General features: G+C 57.4%; 20 protein-coding genes. 14 read left to right on the top strand and 6 right to left on the bottom strand.

Annotated elements, in window-relative coordinates:
• The first annotated feature begins 40 nt into the window (after positions 1–40).
• The 8 genes from ACMWLG_RS08570 to clcB all read left to right on the top strand — a co-directional run bounded on the left by ACMWLG_RS08570 (position 41) and on the right by clcB (position 7,945).
• Positions 41–1,225, top strand: coding sequence for an MFS transporter (locus ACMWLG_RS08570; RefSeq protein WP_045401229.1), 1,185 nt, complete (start codon positions 41–43; stop codon positions 1,223–1,225).
• An 83-nt stretch (positions 1,226–1,308) separates the two neighbouring features.
• The gene (locus tag ACMWLG_RS08575; protein WP_045401231.1) at positions 1,309–1,932 is read left to right on the top strand and encodes a glutathione S-transferase family protein; all 624 of its coding nucleotides are present in this window, start codon (positions 1,309–1,311) and stop codon (positions 1,930–1,932) included.
• Positions 1,933–2,085: 153 nt separating this feature from the next.
• Positions 2,086–2,823 (top strand): YoaK family protein, encoded by a 738-nt coding sequence (locus ACMWLG_RS08580; RefSeq protein ID WP_045401233.1) that lies wholly within the window; start codon positions 2,086–2,088, stop codon positions 2,821–2,823.
• A gap of 276 nt (positions 2,824–3,099) precedes the next feature.
• On the top strand, positions 3,100–3,810 hold the full coding sequence (osmY, locus tag ACMWLG_RS08585) for an osmoprotectant ABC transporter permease OsmY (RefSeq protein WP_045356906.1): 711 nt from the start codon (positions 3,100–3,102) through the stop codon (positions 3,808–3,810).
• Between the two features lie 18 nt (positions 3,811–3,828).
• Positions 3,829–4,728, top strand: a complete 900-nt coding sequence (gene osmX / locus ACMWLG_RS08590) for an osmoprotectant ABC transporter substrate-binding protein OsmX (RefSeq protein ID WP_023327329.1) — start codon at positions 3,829–3,831, stop codon at positions 4,726–4,728.
• A gap of 8 nt (positions 4,729–4,736) precedes the next feature.
• Positions 4,737–5,384 (top strand): osmoprotectant ABC transporter permease OsmW, encoded by a 648-nt coding sequence (gene osmW, locus ACMWLG_RS08595; RefSeq protein ID WP_023311514.1) that lies wholly within the window; start codon positions 4,737–4,739, stop codon positions 5,382–5,384.
• Entirely contained in the window at positions 5,384–6,532 is a 1,149-nt protein-coding gene (gene osmV, locus ACMWLG_RS08600; RefSeq protein WP_045401236.1) for an osmoprotectant ABC transporter ATP-binding protein OsmV, read from the top strand. Before osmW ends, osmV begins: the two co-directional genes overlap by 1 nt.
• Positions 6,533–6,634: 102 nt before the next feature.
• Positions 6,635–7,945 (top strand): voltage-gated ClC-type chloride channel ClcB, encoded by a 1,311-nt coding sequence (clcB, locus tag ACMWLG_RS08605; RefSeq protein WP_045401238.1) that lies wholly within the window; start codon positions 6,635–6,637, stop codon positions 7,943–7,945.
• Here the strand turns inward: clcB and bioD are convergent.
• The 3 genes from bioD to ACMWLG_RS08620 all read right to left on the bottom strand — a co-directional run bounded on the left by bioD (position 7,880) and on the right by ACMWLG_RS08620 (position 10,953).
• On the bottom strand, positions 7,880–8,575 hold the full coding sequence (bioD, locus tag ACMWLG_RS08610) for a dethiobiotin synthase (RefSeq protein WP_045401241.1): 696 nt from the start codon (positions 8,573–8,575) through the stop codon (positions 7,880–7,882). The genes clcB and bioD overlap by 66 nt on opposite strands.
• 130 nt (positions 8,576–8,705) lie before the next feature.
• Positions 8,706–9,926: a sugar metabolism global transcriptional regulator Mlc gene (gene mlc, locus ACMWLG_RS08615; RefSeq protein WP_045401244.1), complete on the bottom strand. Its 1,221-nt coding sequence runs from the start codon at positions 9,924–9,926 to the stop codon at positions 8,706–8,708.
• 118 nt (positions 9,927–10,044) lie between these two features.
• On the bottom strand, positions 10,045–10,953 hold the full coding sequence (locus ACMWLG_RS08620; RefSeq protein WP_045401247.1) for a LysR family transcriptional regulator: 909 nt from the start codon (positions 10,951–10,953) through the stop codon (positions 10,045–10,047).
• Positions 10,954–11,074: 121 nt separating this feature from the next.
• On the opposite strand from ACMWLG_RS08620, the gene ACMWLG_RS08625 reads away from it, so the two are divergent.
• From ACMWLG_RS08625 to ACMWLG_RS08645, 5 genes are all read left to right on the top strand, one after another.
• Entirely contained in the window at positions 11,075–12,328 is a 1,254-nt protein-coding gene (locus tag ACMWLG_RS08625; protein ID WP_045401250.1) for an MFS transporter, read from the top strand.
• Between the two features lie 74 nt (positions 12,329–12,402).
• Positions 12,403–13,887 carry a carboxypeptidase M32 gene (locus ACMWLG_RS08630; RefSeq protein WP_045401253.1) on the top strand — a complete coding sequence of 495 codons (1,485 nt, stop codon included), beginning with the start codon at positions 12,403–12,405 and terminating at the stop codon, positions 13,885–13,887.
• 171 nt (positions 13,888–14,058) lie between these two features.
• On the top strand, positions 14,059–14,583 hold the full coding sequence (locus ACMWLG_RS08635; RefSeq protein ID WP_226855153.1) for a thioredoxin fold domain-containing protein: 525 nt from the start codon (positions 14,059–14,061) through the stop codon (positions 14,581–14,583).
• A 174-nt stretch (positions 14,584–14,757) separates the two neighbouring features.
• Complete coding sequence (gene asr, locus ACMWLG_RS08640; protein WP_032657610.1) at positions 14,758–15,222, top strand: acid resistance repetitive basic protein Asr; 465 nt, start codon at positions 14,758–14,760, stop codon at positions 15,220–15,222.
• 280 nt (positions 15,223–15,502) lie between these two features.
• Positions 15,503–16,324: a trypsin-like serine peptidase gene (locus tag ACMWLG_RS08645; RefSeq protein ID WP_045401259.1), complete on the top strand. Its 822-nt coding sequence runs from the start codon at positions 15,503–15,505 to the stop codon at positions 16,322–16,324.
• Positions 16,325–16,362: 38 nt separating this feature from the next.
• Here ACMWLG_RS08645 and mdtI read toward each other — a convergent pair whose 3' ends face one another.
• Positions 16,363–16,692 (bottom strand): multidrug/spermidine efflux SMR transporter subunit MdtI, encoded by a 330-nt coding sequence (mdtI, locus tag ACMWLG_RS08650; RefSeq protein WP_024909144.1) that lies wholly within the window; start codon positions 16,690–16,692, stop codon positions 16,363–16,365.
• Positions 16,679–17,041, bottom strand: coding sequence for a multidrug/spermidine efflux SMR transporter subunit MdtJ (mdtJ, locus tag ACMWLG_RS08655; protein WP_023311502.1), 363 nt, complete (start codon positions 17,039–17,041; stop codon positions 16,679–16,681). The genes mdtI and mdtJ overlap by 14 nt, the downstream gene beginning before the upstream one ends.
• Before the next feature lie 421 nt (positions 17,042–17,462).
• Between mdtJ and ACMWLG_RS08660 the strand changes: the two genes are divergently transcribed.
• Positions 17,463–18,497, top strand: coding sequence for an AI-2E family transporter (locus ACMWLG_RS08660; protein ID WP_023311501.1), 1,035 nt, complete (start codon positions 17,463–17,465; stop codon positions 18,495–18,497).
• 3 nt (positions 18,498–18,500) lie between these two features.
• On the opposite strand, the gene ACMWLG_RS08665 is transcribed toward ACMWLG_RS08660, so the two are convergent.
• The gene (locus tag ACMWLG_RS08665) at positions 18,501–19,448 is read right to left on the bottom strand and encodes a zinc-dependent alcohol dehydrogenase family protein (protein WP_045401262.1); all 948 of its coding nucleotides are present in this window, start codon (positions 19,446–19,448) and stop codon (positions 18,501–18,503) included.
• Position 19,449: the final 1 nt, after the last annotated feature.

Raw genomic sequence — 19,449 nt, forward strand, 5'->3', positions numbered from 1 at the left:
CCACTCGCCCTATACGGGTGGCTCTTTGTGAAATCTGACTATGTCTACACTGAGCCGCACCACATCACAGAACACAGAGCATGCACACTGGAGTGGCGTTTTTGCCATGACCCTGTGCGTATTTATCTTGATTGCCTCGGAATTTATGCCCGTCAGCCTGCTTACCCCCCTTGCCAGAGATTTGGGCGTTACGGAGGGTCTCGCTGGCCAGGGGATCGCGATTTCCGGCGCGCTGGCGGTGCTGACCAGCCTCTTCCTTTCCCGGCTTGCCGGGAATATAAACCGCAAACACCTTCTTCTGGGCATGACGCTCCTGATGGCGCTCTCGGGGATGATTATCGCTTTCGCCCCAAACTATCTGGTTTACATGACAGGCCGCGCGCTGATCGGTATCGCTATAGGCGGGTTCTGGTCCATGTCTGCCGCAACGGCCATTCGCCTTGTTCCGCCGCATAAGGTTGCGCGCGCGCTGGCCATTTTCAACGGCGGTAACGCGCTGGCAACGGTGGTGGCCGCCCCGCTTGGCAGCTATCTTGGGGGCATTATTGGCTGGCGCGGCGCATTTCTTTGTCTGGTGCCCGTGGCGATAGTCGCGTTCATCTGGCAGTGTTTAAGCCTGCCTGACATGAGCGCGCGTAAAAACGGTAAATCACGAGGAAGTGTTTTTCGGTTATTCCGCCAGCCTGCCGTTTCCGTTGGTCTGCTGGCCTGCGGCCTGTTCTTTATGGGGCAGTTTGCGCTGTTTACCTATCTGCGCCCGTTCCTTGAAACCGTCACCCGGGTGAGCGGAGCCGGGCTGTCGCTGATTTTGCTCACCATAGGCGTTGCGGGTTTTGTGGGCACCCTTTTCGTTGCCCTGGTGCTTAATGCCGCGTTTTACATAACGCTGATCGCGATCCCTCTACTGATGGCGGCCATCGCAGTCGCGTTGATTCTCGCCGGGCATAACGTGTGGATTGTGGCCCTGCTGTCAGGCCTATGGGGGATGCTGGCAACATCAGCACCGACGGGGTGGTGGACGTGGATTGCGCGAACGCTGCCGAAGGATGCTGAAGCCGGCGGTGGACTGATGGTTGCGGTGATCCAGCTCGCCATTGCGCTCGGCTCAACGGCGGGCGGTATAGCGTTCGATCGTTATAGATGGCAGAGCACGTTTGCATTGAGTGGCATAGTGCTCCTCTTTGCGGCAGCGCTAACGTTTCTGCTTTCGCGTCTTCACAAATAACGCGCCGGATGATTTTTGACGCTTTTCTTCACCGTTCGTGTATTGTTTTTAAACAATAACATCCATTAAAGGACACCTGCGCAATGATCACCATCCTCGGCAAAACCACCTCCATCAACGTTCGTAAAGTGCTCTGGACCTGCGAAGAAGCGGGCATAACCTATCAGCAGGAAGATTACGGCAGCGGTTTCGCCTCGACGGAAACGGACGCCTTCCGCGCCCTGAACCCCAACGCCATGGTGCCGGTGCTGATTGATGGCGATTTCGTGCTGTGGGAGTCCAATTCCATCTGCCGCTATCTGGCGCGCAAGCCCGAACGTCACGATCTGCTGCCCGCAGAACCGCAAGCCTGCGCTAACGTTGAGCGCTGGATGGACTGGCAGGCCACTGAATTTAACAACGCCTGGCGCTATGTCTTCCCGGCGCTGGGGCGTAAAAACCCGGACTTTAACGACCCTGAGCGCATTGCGGCGGGAATAAAAGAGTGGAACCACTGCATCACCATTCTGGAAAACCAGCTGCAGCGCACCGGCGCATTTGCGGCGGGCGAGACGTTTACCCTAGCGGACGTGGTGCTTGGGCTGTCGGTGAATCGCTGGAAAATGACGCCGTTTGATAAACCTGACGTGCCGGCGATTGAGGCCTGGTTTGAACGTCTTAACCAGCGACCGGCGTTTTTGCGTCACGGCAATAACGGCATGATTTGAAATTTACGCCCCCATGTTGAGCAAGACTATTTTATTTAATTACGAAACCCTGAAAGTCGTCAGAGGGAATAATAATTAAGCCATATCCTGGACAGCCCGTTGCACTGCTTTGCTAGCCTGAATAGTCAGGCAACGCTCAACCTGGAGGTATTCTTGCTGATTAGACTCAAGAAAGAACGAACGCATAAGGAAGATCGCCGGCTTGCTCTCTGGCTGGCGACCTCGGCAGGTTTACTAAACGCCATCGCCCTCGGGGCATTTGGTTTTTTCCCCTCACACATGACCGGCAACACCTCACAGTTATCCAGCGAAGTCTCCTCCACCGATCTCAGCGATATTATTTTCTTCGGCTCGATTATTCTCTCTTTTGTGGCCGGCGCCATTATTGCGCGCGCGATCGTGATATGGGGGATTATCCATAACGTCAGGCTGGTTTTTTGCCAGATCCTGTTTGTCGAGGGGATATTACTGACCGGCGTCTCTTTCTACGAAATGTATTTTCATGCCCTCACCAGCAACCGCGAGATAATTCTTTTTCTCTGCTTTCTGATGGGCATTCATAATTCTACCTCCACGCAGCTTTCCGGCGGACGGGTAAGATCGACGCACATTACCGGCACGCTGACGGACGCGGGGATCTCCCTGGCCTCGGTACTGGTGGCGATGCTGCGCAGGGATTACTCCAAAGATACGGCGGCGCAAAAAAGCCAGCTGAAAACCCACTTAACCACCCTTTTCTCGTTTATTACGGGCGGTATCACGGGGCTGCTGCTGTTCAGGTGGATCGGGTTTAACGCCATGCTGGCGCTCGGGTTGATGCTCGCCGTGGTCGCTATCGTTTCAATTATCACCGTCTCGACGCGGGTTCGACGGGTTCGTGCCTCTCTGTGAAGTTAATGACCGATATCCGGCGTATGAGCCCTTTAGATGTGACACCGTCACATCTAAAGATTCGCTTTAGGACTATTCTGCCTGACCCTCAATCAGCCCTTATGCCATCAGGCCTAACACAAGGTTGTCACTGTTTTCATAGGGTTACTGATTTTACCCCTTCGCTGGAACCCTTCCCAAACGCTTGCTATAGGTGAAATACCCCTGCCGAAACATGGCATAACAACAGGCAACCGATGGTTGCTATAACGCATGCGCACAGGGAGACACACCGCAATGCATCCATTACTCAAACGTTCGCTGCTGTTTGTCGGCGCCATTATCGTGGTTCTCGCCCTCCTCGTCTGGGGCATTGGGCTGGAAACGATCAGGGCGCGCCAGGTTGACCTGGTTTATCTCGGGCAACAGCACATGATTCTGGTTTTCTCATCGATGTTTTTTGCCCTGCTGGTGGGTATTCCAGCCGGTATTCTGCTGAGCCGCCCGGCCGCGCGGGGTATCGCCGAATATGTGATGCAAATCTTCAACGTCGGCAATACGCTGCCACCGCTGGCCGTTCTGGCGCTGGCGATGGTGGTGATTGGCATTGGCGATACGCCCGCCATCATCGCCCTGTTCCTCGCCTCGCTGCTGCCGATCGTGCGCAATACCTACGCCGGGCTGTGCTCGGTCCCGCCGTCGCTGCTGGAAGCGGCAAACGGCATCGGGATGACCAAATGGCAGCGTCTGCGCCAGGTAGAGCTGCCTGCCGCCTGGCCGGTCATGCTCTCGGGGATCCGCATCGCCACCGCCATTAACGTCGGTACCGCACCGCTGGCGTTCCTGATTGGCGCCAGCAGCTACGGCGAGCTGATTTTCCCCGGCATTTACCTGAACGATTTCCCGACCCTGATCCTCGGCGCGGCGGCTACCGCCCTGTTCGCACTGATCCTCGATACCCTGCTGGCGGCGCTGGGTCGCGCGATGAGTCCCCATCTCGCTCGATAACAATAACAAGGAGCTTTTATGAGACTGTTTTCCGGCCTGACGGCGCTATGTGCCGCGGCGCTGTTCACCAGCCAGGCGATGGCGGCCCCGCTGATTCTGGCGACCAAGAGCTTTACCGAGCAGCACATTCTCTCGGCGATGACCGTGCAGTACCTGCAGAAAAAAGGTTTCCAGGTCCAGCCGCAAACCAATATCGCCACGGTGATTTCCCGCAACGCGATGATCAACAAGCAGATTGACATGACCTGGGAGTACACCGGCACGTCATTAATCATCTTTAACCACATCAACAAGCGCATGTCGCCGCAGGAGTCTTACGAGACGGTGAAACGTCTGGACGCGAAGCACGGTCTGGTCTGGCTCAAGCCCGCCGACATGAACAACACCTATGCGTTCGCCATGCAGCGCAAGCGCGCCGAGGCGGAACATATCAACACCATGTCGGAGATGGTGGCGAAGATTGAGCAGATCCGTAAAACCAACCCGGACAAAAACTGGCTGCTGGGCTTAGACCTGGAGTTTGCCGGGCGCAGCGACGGCATGAAGCCGCTTCAGGCCGCCTATAAGATGGACCTGGACCGCCCGCAGATCCGTCAGATGGACCCCGGTCTGGTCTATAACGCGGTGCGCGACGGCTTCGTCGACGCCGGTCTGATTTACACCACCGACGGGCGCGTGAAAGGCTTCGACCTCAAGGTGCTGGAAGACGATAAAGGCTTCTTCCCGAGCTACGCGGTGACGCCGGTGGTGCGTAAGGACACGCTGGAGGCCAACCCCGGGCTGGAAGAGGCGCTCAACACCCTCTCGGCGCAGCTCAACAACGACGTTATCACCGAGCTGAACAAGAAGGTGGATATCGACCATCAGTCACCGCAGCAGGTCGCCCGCGATTTCCTGCGTAGCAAACAGCTGCTGTAGGAGGCGCTATGGAGACGATTCACTACATTCTGGACAACTGGGATTACCTCTTAACCCTCACCCTTCAGCACCTGTGGCTGGTGGCGCTGGCCGTAGGTTTAGCCATCATCATCGGCGTACCGCTGGGCATTCTGATTGTCCGCCACAGGTGGCTGGCGACGCCGGTGCTGGGGATAGCCACTATCGTGCTGACCATTCCGTCCATCGCCCTGTTTGGGCTGATGATCCCCCTGTTTTCGCTGATCGGTCAGGGAATTGGCGCCCTGCCCGCGATTACGGCGGTGTTTCTCTACTCGCTGCTGCCGATTGTGCGTAACACCCATACGGCGCTCGACAGCCTGCCGCCGGGCCTGCGTGAAGCCGGACGCGGTATCGGCATGACCTTCTGGCAGCGGCTGCGCTGGGTTGAGATCCCGATGGCGCTGCCGGTGATTTTCGGCGGCATCCGCACAGCCGTGGTGATGAATATCGGCGTGATGGCGATTGCCGCCGTGATCGGCGCGGGCGGACTGGGCCTGCTGCTGCTCAACGGCATTGGCGGAAGCGATATTCGCATGTTGATTGCGGGCGCGCTGATGATTTGTCTTTTAGCGATTGTGCTCGACTGGCTGCTGCATCGTCTGCAGGTGGTTCTGACTCCAAAGGGGATTCGATAATGATAAAACTGGAAAACCTCACCAAACAATTTTCACAGAAGCACGGACAGACCTTTAAGGCCGTCGACAACGTTAATCTGACCGTGCCCGAAGGGGAAATGTGCGTCCTGCTCGGCCCGTCCGGCTGCGGAAAGACCACCACCCTGAAGATGATTAACCGCCTCATTACCCCAAGCAGCGGGACGATCCTGATCAACGGTGAAGACACCAGCGGGATGGACACCGTCACCCTGCGCCGCAACATCGGCTACGTGATCCAGCAGATTGGCCTGTTTCCGAATATGACAATCGAAGAGAACATCACCGTCGTGCCGCGCATGCTGGGCTGGGATAAAGCGCGCTGCAAAACCCGCGCCGAAGAGCTGATGGATATGGTGGCGATGGACCCGCATAAGTTTCTCAACCGCTACCCGCGCGAGATGTCGGGCGGCCAGCAGCAGCGTATCGGCGTGATCCGCGCCCTGGCTGCTGATCCTCCGGTGCTGCTGATGGATGAACCCTTCGGCGCGGTGGACCCGATCAACCGCGAGGTGATCCAGAACCAGTTCCTGGAGATGCAGCGCAAGCTGAAAAAAACCGTCATGCTGGTGAGCCACGATATCGACGAAGCCCTGAAGCTCGGCGACCGTATTGCGGTGTTCCGTCAGGGGAAAATCGTGCAGTGCGCCAGCCCGGATGAACTGCTGGCGAAACCGGCGAATGAGTTTGTCGGCTCGTTTGTCGGCCAGGACCGGACGCTGAAGCGTCTGCTGCTGGTATCGGCGGGCGACGTCACCGACCAGCAGCCGACCATTACGGTGCGGGGCTCTACTCCGCTTCCCGAAGCCTTTGCGACCATGGATGATAACGACATTCGTGCCGTGACGGTGGTCGACGAGCACGGCAAACCCCTGGGCTTTGTGAAGCGTCGCGAAGCGCGTAACGCGAGCGGTACCTGCGCCGACATCCTGCATCCGTTCCGCATGACCGGCAAAGCGGAAGACAACCTGCGCGTGGTGCTTTCACGTCTGTATGAGAGTAATACCAGCTGGATGCCGATCGTGGATGAGGACGGTCGTTACAACGGCGAGATTTCGCAGGACTATATTGCCGAGTACCTGAGCTCCGGACGCACGCGCCGGGCGCTGAATATTCATAGCGACACCTAACCCTTCTGGCCGGGCATCGCCCGGCCTTTTCGCACGCAGACCTTTTGCTAACCCTGCGATTTCCCGCCACAATATCGTATCGTCCCCGTAAAAACGCACCCCATGCAACGTCTTCATACCTACCCCGACATCCGCGCGATGTTTCGCCGACTGCTGATTGCCACCGTCACCGGCGTGCTGGCCGCGCTGGCCGTTGCGGTATTCCGCCACAGCATGTACCTGCTGGAGTGGCTGCTTCTCAGCAACGACAGCGGCAGCCTGGTGAATGCCGCCGCGTCGCTCTCGCCCTGGCGGCGCGCATTGACGCCAGCGCTGGGCGGGCTGGCCGCCGGACTGCTGCTATGGGGATGGCAGCGTCTGACCGCGCAGCGGCCTCATGCCCCTACCGATTACATGGAGGCGCTGGAGACCGGAGACGGCCAGTTTGACTACGGCGCCAGCCTTGTGAAATCCCTTGCCTCGCTGCTGGTCGTTGCCAGCGGAAGCGCCATCGGGCGTGAAGGGGCGATGATCCTGCTTGCCGCCCTCGCCGCCTCCCTATTCGCCCGGCGCTTTACGCCCAAATCCGAGTGGAAATTATGGATTGCCTGCGGCGCCGCCGCCGGGATGGCCAGCGCCTATCACGCCCCCCTTGCCGGAAGCCTGTTCATCGCGGAAATTCTGTTTGGCACGCTGATGCTGGCCTCGCTCGGCCCCGTGGTGATTGCGGCGGTGGTGGCGCTGCTTACGACGCAGCTCCTGGCTCCGGGCGCGGGTACGCTCTACGCGGTCCATCTGAGCGGCATCCTTACCGCGGCCGATTATGCTCTTCTCGTCGCGATGGGGCTGGTGGCGGGCCTCTGCGGACCGCTGCTGATGTGGCTGATGGACTTCAGCCACGGGCTTTTCCTGCGCCTCAAGCTTTCGCCGCCGTGGCAGCTGGCGCTGGGCGGTGCGATCGTCGGGCTGCTGTCTCTCCTCACGCCGAAGGTGTGGGGGAATGGCTACAGCGTGGTTCAGGCTTTTCTGCTCGCTCCGCCGCTGCTGACGGTCATTGCCGGGGTGTTCATCTGTAAGCTGCTGGCAGTGCTGGCGAGCAGCGGATCGGGCGCGCCCGGAGGGGTGTTTACACCTACGCTGTTTGTCGGGATGGCAACAGGGATGCTGTTTGCGCAGCTGTTCGCGCTGTGGCTACCGGGTTCTGAGACGGCGATTCTGCTGGGGCTGGCGGGGATGGCAACTCTACTTGCCGCGACCACGCATGCGCCCATTATGTCGGCGCTGATGGTCTGTGAAATGACCGGGCAATATCTTTTACTGCCCGGCCTGCTGGTCGCCTGCGTGGTCGCGTCCGTGCTGTCGCGGACGTTACGCCACGACTCGGTCTACGGTCAACACGCCACCGAGGGCAGAGAGATCGATGTACTGCGCTAGCTCGCGCTGCTCGGCGCGCGGCAGATAAGGCAGTTCACCCACCAGCGGTCCGGGCAGTTTTTTGCTCAGCACGTCGATAATCTCCGCGTAGTGCGCCAGGCCCGGGTTGATGCGGTTTGCCACCCAGCCAATCAGCGGCAGGCCGTCATTGGCAATCGCCTGGGCCGTCAGCAGCGCGTGGTTGATGCACCCTTCCTGGATACCCACCACCATCACCACCGGAAGCTGCTCCTGCACGACCCATTCAGAAAGCGGGCGCAGGTCGTTCATCAGGCTGCGCCAGCCGCCCGTCCCTTCCACCACCACGTGATCAACCTTCTCGCTCAGGTTCGCCAGTCCGTCGGACAACAGGGGATAATTAATCAGACCGCTGTGCGCTACGCTGCTCTCCTCTTCGCTTAAGGCAATGGGATTGACCGCGTGATAAGGCAGTTCCAGCGACGAGACGCTTTGCAGCACCAGGGCGTCTTTATTACGCAATCCCTCTGGCGTCTCTTTACTGCCTTTTGCGACCGGTTTGTACCCTGCCACGCTTTTACCGCTTGCTGCCAGCGCCTGCAGCAATGCGCGGGATACGACGGTCTTGCCGACAGAGGTATCTGTACCAGTAACAAAGAAACGCTTAAGCATGACTCACTCCACCTCTTGGGTATGCTTCGAAAATATAAACCAGGTAAATAATTCAGTGGAGGAAGTCTACGGGATGCATGCGCTACCCGGCTTGAGATAGCGCAATTTTTCTTACATCAGCGGAAAAGAGTTAACCCTGTAACAGGCGGATCAACAGCGAGCCGTTATACATGGCATCTTTGACCAGCGCCGCGCCGGCCATGGTTCCCTGGTTGGAAAACTGGGTACTTTCTACCGCGATATTTTTGCTGTACGCGGGAAGCGACTGCTGCTGAATACAGGCCGTAATCGCCGGAAAAAGGATCTCCGCCGCCTGGCTGAGCGGCGAGCCAATCAGGATTTTTTGCGGGTTGAAGAGGTTCACCATAATGGCCAGAATGCGGCCAACGTTATTCCCCACCCCGGTAATAATGTCCTTCGCCAGCAGATCGCCCTGGCGCGCGGCGGCGCAGAGCGAATCCACCGTTAGGGGTTGTCCGTGCAGCGAGGAGCTCATGGACTGGCTAAGCCGAACCTGCGCCAGCTCCAGCACGCTTTCCACGCTGGCAATGGTCTCCAGACAGCCGTGGTTTCCGCAGTAGCAGCGCTTGCCGTACGGGTCGACCTGGGTATGACCGATTTCCACCAGACTGCTGCTTCCGGCGTGGAGAAGACGACCGTCGGTAATCACGCCCGCCCCGACGTTATGGTCGATAACCACCTGAATCACGTCCCGCGCACCGCGCGACGCGCCAAACAGCGCCTCCGCCATCGTCCAGGCGCTGATGTCATGCTGAATATAGACCGGTACGCCGGTATGATTTTTCAGCACCTCACCCAGCGGCATCTCTTTGACATCGTCGTAAAACGGCATGCGGTGGACGATGCCGTTTTCGGTATCAATAATGCCCGGCATGGTGATGGCAATCGCCGTTAAGCGTTCAAGCCGCTGCTGATGGCGGATAAAGAAGCGATCGATGTGCGAGACAATCGCGTCGAGGAGCGGTTCCTCCGCGTTGAGCGGCAGTTCAAGCCGGTCCTCTACCACCAGCTTGCTGCTGAGGTCGCGCAGCGCAAGGAAGATCTCGCCGCGGCTGATGCGCAGCGACAGGTAGTGCCAGGCTTCCGTCTCCACCACCAGCCCGACTGCCGGGCGGCCACGGCTGCCCGGCTCCTGAATTTCCGTCTCCTGAACCAGGTGCGCTTCCAGCATCTCGCGGACAATCTTGGTGATACTGGCAGGTGCCAGTTGTGCCAGGCGCGAAAGATCGATACGCGAAACCGGACCAAGCTGATCAATCAGGCGATACACCGCGCCAGCGTTGGTCTGCTTAATCTGATCGATATGCCCTGGCTGACTATCAGCAACCACCTCGTACTCCCTTATTTTCGAGCTTCGAAATAAACTGTTGGCTATGGTGAAGCACTTGTATGGCTGCCGTCAAATATTTACTTAGCCATGTGATTTACCGCACATTTTTTCCCTATTTTCACTGAAAATGCCGCCCGGAAGAGGCGCTCATTAGCTGCTGTTTGAAGCGCTGTGCGGCATGGCTCTGTTCACGATGTTTTGACCAGACCAGCCACATTTCGGAAACGGCATCCTCTTCGGCGATGGTCACCCAGCGCATTTCGCGCAGTTGTACCCGTTTAAAGGAGGCCGGAAGAATAGACACGCCCAGCCCGGCCGCGACCAGGCCGATAATGGTCATCGCTTCCCCTACCTCCTGAGTGATGACCGGGGCAAGATCGTAGCGGCGCATCAGCCCCAGGATATCGTCATACAGGCCCGTCCCGACCTGCGGGTCAAAAAAGACAAACGGCTCTTTTGCCAGCTCTGCCAGCGAGACCGCCGGACGCGACGCCAGCGGGTGATCGTGCGGGATCATGGCCATCAGCGGCTCGCGCAGGATCACCTCCCACGCCAGCGTGTCCGGCAGCTGGGTGTTACGCATCAGCCCCAGATCCAGCGAACCCTCATTCAGCGGCGCAATCTGCTCGCGGGTATTGATCTCGCGCGTTTGGATGTGAACATCCGGGAAATGGCGGCGGAATGACGACAGGGTTTCCGAGACGGCGCTGATAAACGGCGCGGACGAGGTAAACCCGATGCGCAACTCTCCGGCTTCCCCGAGATAGAGCCGTTCTGCCCGAGCGGCGGCGTCATCGACCATGCTCAGAATTTGTCGGCTGTCGTTCAGAAACTGCTTACCCGCCGCCGTCAGGCTCACGCTGCGGTTGGTGCGGGCCAGAAGGCGCGCCCCGACCTGCTGCTCCAGGATCTGAATCTGCTGGCTTAACGGTGGCTGAGAGATATTCAGCCGTGCCGCCGCGCGGCCAAAATGCAGCTCCTCGGCAACGGCGACAAAGTAGCGAAGATGACGCAGCTCGATATTCATATTTTTAAAGTATCATTTGAGATTATTAATATATTAGACAGAATATTTACATTTTCCTACCCTGAACAGGTGGTCATACCCGTCACCAGAAATCACGGGGATGTTTAAGCAAGGAAACAGTGTGAGCCGTACAACGACTATTGATATCGATCCGGCAAGAGATATCAATGATTTACCCGTAGCACCGCAGCCGGTCCAGTTCATTAAACGTGGTAGCCCCCAATTTATGCGCGTCACGCTGGCGCTCTTTTCCGCCGGTCTGGCGACCTTCGCCCTGCTCTATTGCGTTCAGCCGATCCTGCCCGTTCTCTCTCATGAGTTTGGCGTATCGCCTGCCAGCAGCAGCGTTTCACTCTCTATTTCTACCGGCATGCTGGCGATTGGGCTGCTCTTTACCGGGCCGCTGTCCGACGCCATTGGCCGTAAACCGGTGATGGTGACCGCGCTGATGCTGGCGTCGGTCTGTACGTTACTCTCGACCATGATGACCAGCTGGCACGGCATTCTGGTAATGCGCGCGCTGATTGGGCTCTCGCTCAGCGGCGTGGCGGCGGTCGGGATGACCTACCTCAGCGAGGAGATCCACCCGAGCTTTGTTGCTTTCTCTATGGGGCTTTACATCAGCGGGAACTCGATTGGCGGAATGAGCGGCCGCCTGCTGAGCGGGGTGTTTACGGACTTCTTTAACTGGCGTATTGCGCTGGCGGTAATCGGATGTTTTGCGCTGGCATCGGCCCTGATGTTCTGGAAAATTCTGCCGGAATCGCGTCATTTCCGGCCGACATCGCTACGCCCGAAAACGCTGTTTATCAACTTCCGCCTGCACTGGCGCGACAAAGGTTTGCCGCGCCTGTTTCTGATGGGATTCCTGCTGATGGGCGCCTTCGTCACGCTGTTTAACTATATTGGCTACCGCCTGATGCTCTCGCCGTGGCATCTGAATCAGGCCGTTGTCGGTTTGCTTTCTGTGGCCTATCTCACCGGCACCTGGAGCTCGCCAAAAGCCGGGGCGATGACCGCACGCTATGGACGCGGGCCGGTACTGCTGGTATTCACGGGCGTGATGTTACTCGGCCTGCTGCTGACGCTATTATCCTCGCTGTGGTTCATCTTTGCCGGGATGCTGCTCTTCTCCGCCGGGTTCTTCGCCGCCCACTCGGTCGCCAGCAGCTGGATTGGCCCGCGCGCGCGTCGCGCCAAAGGACAGGCATCATCGCTGTATCTGTTTAGCTATTACCTGGGTTCCAGCATCGCCGGGACCCTCGGCGGCGTGTTCTGGCATTACTACGGCTGGAACGGCGTGGGCGGGTTTATCGCGCTGATGCTGTGCGCGGCGCTGCTGGTGGGCACCAGTTTGCATAAACGTCTGCATTAACATTCCAGCGCCTTCGTGTTTAAATCAAGCCGATGCTAATTTTTGTCATCGGCTGATTCAGACACGAGGACTTCATGAAAAACAATAACTACCAACAACTCACCCGCACCTTCCAGCGTCTCTCCCGCTTCTCTCACCTCTCCTCCATCGCCAGCTGGGACATGTTCACCATGATGCCGCCGGGCGGCAGCGCCGCGCGCGGCGAGGCGCTGGCGGAGATGAGCGTCCTGCAACATCAGATCCTGACCGATAAAAAAGTCGGCGACCTGTTAGCGGCGGCGGCAGGTGACGATCTGAATGATGTCGAACAGGCCAACCTGCGCGAAATGACGCGCCACTACCAGCAGGCCACTCTGCTGCCGGAATCGCTGGTGGAAGCCAAATCCCTGGCGGGCAGCAAGTGTGAACACGCCTGGCGTACCCAGCGTCCCGCTAACGACTGGCAGGGTTTTTCCGCCAACCTGAAAGAGGTGGTAAAACTCAGCCGCGAAGAGGCTCGCCTGCGGTCTGAAGCCAAAGGCTGTACGCCTTACGACGCGCTGCTGGACATTTTTGAACCCGACATGACCAGCGCGCGTCTGGACGTTCTGTTCGGCGATATGAAGTCCTGGCTACCGGACCTGCTGGCAAACGTGGTGGAAAAACAGGCTCAACGGTCGTTTATTCCCCCGCAGGGCCCCTTCCCGACGGCCACACAGCGTGAGCTGGGCCTGGAAGCCATGAAGATGCTTGGCTTCGATTTTAACGGCGGTCGCCTGGACGTGAGCGCGCACCCGTTCTGCGGTGGCGTCCCGGAAGACGTGCGCATCACCACGCGCTATGACGAAGATGAGCTGCTCAGCGCGCTGTTTGGCGTGATCCACGAAACCGGACACGCCCGCTACGAACAAAACCTGCCGCGCGCGTGGGCAGGACAGCCGATTGCCCTGGCGCGCTCAACCGCGATCCATGAGTCACAGAGCCTGTTCTTTGAAATGCAGCTGGGGCGCAGTGAAGCCTTCCTCAGGCATCTCCTCCCTGCGGTACACGCCCGCTTTGGCAGCCAGGCGGCGTTTAGCGAAGAGAATTTTATTGCCTGGAACCAGCGCGTCAAACCTGGCTATATCCGCGTCGATGCGGACGAAGTGAGCTACCCGGCACACGTGGTGTTGCGCTATGAGATTGAGCGCGCGCTGATCAACGGCGAGATAGAGGTGGACGATATTCCCGCCCTGTGGGATGAGAAAATGCAGGCCTGGCTCGGATTATCCACCAAAGACAACTACCGCAACGGCTGTATGCAGGATATCCACTGGACCGACGGCGGTTTTGGTTACTTCCCGTCATACACGCTTGGCGCTATGTACGCCGCGCAGCTGTTCCATGCCGCCAGAACCGCACTGCCGGGTCTGCAGGCCTCCATCGCCGAAGGTGATTTTTCCGCACTCTTTGAGTGGCTGCGTCAGAACATCTGGCAGCACGGCAGCCGCTTCAGCACGTCGCAATTAATCACCCAGGCGACGGGCGAAGATCTGAATATCCGTTACTTCCGGGAACATCTGACCTCCCGTTATCTTTAATCCCTCTGCCGGAGCCTGCTCCGGCACTCTTCTCACCCTTTTCAATAAGAATATGATTTAGCACATGTTGTCATGATTGCGTTGGGTGTATGAATGCGTGTCCTTCCGACACAATTAGACTGCCATCAGGTCAGGATTAAAAAAATAAAGGGATGAATGATGAAAGGCATAATGAAAACGATGTTAGCCATTCTGTGTGCGACCAGTTTAAGTACTTTCGCAGCCACGGATAATACCCCGCAAGACGCGTTTAACGATATTACCCGCTCTCTTGCAGACCTCCAGCCCATCACGTTTCAGGCTCCTGCTGAAAAATATAAGCTGCTGGTGTTTATTGATAACCAGTGCATTTACTGCAGCAACGTAGTGAAAAACGTTAAGCAATATACGGATGCCGGTTTGACGATGTCGTTTCTGACCGTTGCGCCCAACGCCATTCGCGACTCGGTAATTGAAGATATGGGGCGCGTCTGGTGTTCAACCGATAAGGTCAAAAGCCTGCAACAAGCGATGGCGGGATTTTTACCGGATAACGACACCACCACAGCCTGCTCCGATCTGATCGCGCGGCAATCTGCCCTGGCAGAACGTTTGGGCATTAGCATCACCCCGGTAATGGTGGTGATCGAGCCTGAATCACGGACGATTATAGGCAGTCAGTCTCCGGCGGCTATTCTGGCCACACTGAACAAATAACAGAGGCCCGTACGAGCAGCGGCGTTTGGCCTGTTCGTACACTTTCCTCCCCTCTGTACATTCCGTTACACGCCGATACCAATCACTCACGGAAACCTCGAATTTACAGGGATATAGTTATTTCAACGGCCCCGCAGTGGGGTTAAATGAAAAACCAAATTCGAGGGTATGAGAATGAATAAAGTATTAGCTCTGGTTGTTGCCGCTGCTATGGGTCTGTCTTCTGCTGCATTTGCTGCTGACACTACCGCAACTGCTGCACCGGCTGCCGCGCCTGCTGCAACCACCACCGCTGCGCCAGCAAAAGCGGTTCACCATAAGAAACATCACAAAGCTGCAGCGAAAAAAGAAGCCGCTGCACCAGCAACCGCAGCACCAACCGAGCAGAAAGCTCAGGCTGCCAAAAAGCACCACAAAAAAGCCGCTAAACCGGCTGTAGAGCAGAAAGCTCAGGCTGCTAAAAAGCACCATAAAAAAGCGACCAAACCGGCTGTAGAACAGAAAGCGCAGGCCGCTAAGAAGCACCACAAAAAAGCAACCAAACCAGCTGTAGAACAGAAAGCTCAGGCTGCTAAAAAGCATCACAAAAAAGCAGTAAAACACGAAGCTGCTAAACCAGCTGCACAGCCAGCTGCGTAAGAGTACAAGCTTAACCGTGCCCTTCGGGGCACGTTGGTAAACCGGCGCTGAACCGGAACAGGTTCCGCGCCGTTTTTTTATTTCCGGAGGGCGTATGCTGCGACGCTATCGGTTTGAGCTGATTCTGATCCTGCTTATTTTATGCGCGCTCATCGCCAGCCATTTTTATCTTTCCTGATTGTAGCACGCTGATTTTACTCCCACTTTAGCGCTGTCCCGTCTATAGTATTTTCATAGGGTTCACTTTTAATAATCATAATTACCCCCACCAGAGTGTGATATGCGTAAATCTGTTGTGTTGTTACTGGGAACGTTTGGTCTTTTTTCTGGATTCTCACATGCGGATGATGGCGGTGATGACACCATTAGCGCGAAAGAGCTAAAGACGCTTTTTTTCGGTCATGACGATCGTACGCGCGTCGCCGATCCCACCCAGGCACCCTGGGATGCTATAGGCCAGCTGGAAACCGCCAGCGGTAACTTATGTACTGCGACGCTGATCACCCCGCAGCTTGCCCTGACGGCAGGCCACTGCCTGTTAACGCCGCCAAACGGCAAGCCGGATAAAGCCGTTGCCTTGCGGTTTGTGTCGCAAAAAGGGACCTGGCGCTATGAAATCCACGGCATTGAGGGAAGGGTTGATCCTTCTCTCGGCAAACGCCTGAAGCCAGATGGCGACGGCTGGATAGTGCCACCTGCGGCCGCCTCGTGGGATTATGGCCTGATCGTTTTACGCTACCCACCTTCGGGCATTACGCCGCTGCCGTTATTTGACGGCGACAAGGCCGCCCTCACCGCCGCGCTGAAAGCCGCCGACCGAAAGGTGACGCAGTCAGGCTATCCTGTCGATCACCTGGATACGCTTTATACGCACACCGACTGTATTGTGACGGGCTGGGCGCAAACCAGTGTACTCTCGCATCAGTGCGATACGTTGCCGGGTGACAGTGGTTCACCGCTGATGCTGAAAACCGACAAGGGCTGGCAGTTGATTGGTGTCCAGAGCTCTGCCCCGGCGGCAAAAGACCGGTGGCGCGCCGACAACCGCGCCTTGTCCGTTACCGGTTTCCGCGACCAGCTGGAGGCGCTGGCTACACAGTAAGCCAGCGCGGAGGCCTGAAACTAAGGATCGCAACGTTATCAGGCGAGTTTTATCATGATCATGCCGGCAAGCAGCAAGATGAGCCCCATCCAGCCCTTGTTGTTTAAACGCTGGCCGAAGAGCACCCAGCCTGCGGCCAGCGTGGCGGCGATACCAAAACCGCCCCACAGCGCATAGGCCACCGACAGATCGATCCCTTTTACCGCCTGGGACAGGGCGCTGAATGCCCCCAGAACCGCGGCAATCGACATCAGGCCGTACAGTTTACGGCGAAAACCATCCGAGAATTTCAGCAGAACGTTCGCCAGGATTTCCAGCACGATGGCGAGCCCCAGCCAGGCCGCATGAACCCACTCAAACTGTTGCATGGTTCTGCTCCTTCTGCTGTTTGCCAGGCTTACGGGTACCCGATTTAATCAGCACAATACCCGCGACCAGCGTCGTTAATCCGGCGACCTTCATTGTTGTTAATGTTTCGTCAAATATCAGCACGCTGAACAGCGTAATCAACAAAATACCGATCCCTTCCCACAGTGCATACGCGACGCCCAGCGCAATTTTTTTCACCGCAAACGAGAGGAAAATATAAGAAAGCGAAATCATCACCAGCATCAAAATAAAACCGGTGTTGCCATCGCTGACGCTTGCCCATTTCATAGACAGCGTGCCGGTAATTTCAGCGACGATAGCCAGCGCTAATAGGATCCAGTAAAACATGTTTTTCTCCTGCTTGAGAATATAATCCATTGTGGCCCGCTGCGTGCAGCAAACCAAAAAAAACGAATTGAAATCAGTTAGCTAAGCGCTTAGCGCCAGCTCAGGCAGAAGAAATGACTATAGTGCGGTGCGCCAGTGTTGCTCACCAGAAAGCAGGCAGAAGGAGGTGGAGTAGACAGCGGTATTGTTTGAAGAGTACGTCCTGAACATATTGTCCATAAAATTACAATTATCCGCGTTGTTGCTTCTCGTCTTTGCGGATGAAAATTGTCCTCGGTAGTTAAACACACCAGATTTGTACCATAAGCCAGGATTTTACTCAAAGTCTTTGCAATTCTTTACCCATACCGTTTGATTTTGGTTAGTTTATTGCAACGCCTTTCACCTTTATTATAAATATAAAGAAAAATTCGGAGTCACCATGGCTAAACCCATTATTACCCTGAACGGGTTAAAAATTGTCATCATGCTGGGCATGCTGGTGATCATACTGACAGGCGTTCGTTTTGCCGCCGACATTATTGTGCCCTTTATTCTGGCCCTGTTTATCGCGGTGATCCTTAACCCGCTGGTGCAGCGCATGACGCGCCTGCGCATCCCGCGCGTGCTGGCGATCACGCTGCTTATCAGCATCATCATTGTGGCGATGGTCTTGCTGGTGGCGTATCTGGGGACCTCGCTCAATGAGCTGGCGCGAACGCTGCCGAAGTACCGTTCTTCGCTGGCTATCCCCCTGCTGCAGCTAGAACCCTGGCTGCAGCGGGCGGGTATCGAAGTCTCGGTGGAAGAACTGCTGAAATATATCGACCCCAACGCGGCGATGACGATCGTCACCAGCCTGCTGGCGCAGCTTTCCAATGCCATGACCTCCATTTTCCTGCTGTTTTTAACGGTGGTGTTCATGCTGCTGGAGGTGCCGCAGCTGCCGGCAAAGCTGCAGCAGATGATGGTCCGTCCGGTTGAAGGCATGGGGGCGATTCAACGCGCGCTGGACAGCGTCTCCCGCTATCTGGTGCTGAAAACGGCGATTAGCCTGGTCACGGGCGGTGTCGTCTGGGCGATGCTTCTGGCGCTGGACGTTCGCTTTGCCTTTGTCTGGGGGTTACTGGCGTTTGCGCTTAACTACATTCCCAACATCGGCTCCGTGCTGGCGGCGATCCCCCCTATCCTTCAGGTGCTGGTTTTCAGCGGGTTTTATGACGCGCTGATCCTGCTGGCCGGCTATCTGGTCATCAACCTGGTGTTCGGTAACATTCTTGAGCCACGCATGATGGGGCGAGGGCTGGGACTCTCCACGCTGGTGGTCTTTTTGTCCCTGATTTTCTGGGGCTGGCTGCTCGGGCCCGTTGGAATGCTGCTCTCCGTCCCGCTGACCATTATCGTCAAGATTGGCCTGGAACAGACGGCGGGCGGGCAAACCATCGCCGTGCTGCTGAGCGATATGAGCCATAAATAGCGGTCAGTCCGCCATCGACAGGAGGGGCTTGCGGGTCCTTCCCCCTTCGCGATACGTACCGATCGCCCTCCGCCATTCCGCCAGCGGATACACCGTGACGTCGCTGTACCCGCTGGCGGGCAAATTAAGCCAGATGCGGTCAAACTCCGCGCGCCACGCCTCAGCGCTGAGCGCATCCAGACCGTTTCGGATATGGAACCACGCCACGCGCGGCGCGGGCCGTTGCTGTCTGAACGTTTGCCCGGAGAGCAGCCCGTAGCAGACAAACATGCCCTGCTCGGGCATCGCGCTGAGGATCGCTTCCGCCAGCGGCCCGCCGGTTGCATCGTAGACGACGTCAGCACGCGCGGCGACGGTGCCAATCCGCTGCGCGTCATGCTGCGCGACGGGAATGATACCCATCGCCTCCAGCCGTTCAGCGTGAACGGGGGAACGGTGGATCCCGTACACGGCTTCCGCTCCTGCCTGACGTGCCCACTGCCCCAGCAGAATGGCGCAATCCGACCCGGCAGCCGTCAGCAGCACCCGCTTTCCTTCAGGCGGATAGCGGGTAAGCATCATCTGCGCTGCCAGCGGGTTGATATAGGCCCGTGCGGCCAGATGTGCGTCAACAGCGTCCGGAACGGGGATAGCATACTCTGCCGGGCAATCAACATAGCGCTGCCAGGTGCCTTGACCGCGCAGCGGCAGGACGCGTTTACCCAGCAGATGCGCAAAGGACGCGGGCACGTCGGTGACAATGCTGACACCTTCATACCCCGCTACCGCCGGTAACGGGGTTCTGTGGCGGTAGGCGCCGGTAATGGGAATAAGATCGGACGCGTTCACGGGAGAAAACAGCATTCGCACGCGCAGATGACCCGGCGCAAGCGCCCCCAGCGGCGCGGTTTCAGAGTGCAGAACGGTTTCTGGCTCGCCAAAACGGCGATACCAGAGGGCCAGATTTTCCATT

This window comes from Enterobacter sp. 01-M-02-SI-ECC (assembly GCF_047530595.1).
GTDB classification, from domain to species: domain Bacteria; phylum Pseudomonadota; class Gammaproteobacteria; order Enterobacterales; family Enterobacteriaceae; genus Enterobacter; species Enterobacter cloacae_M.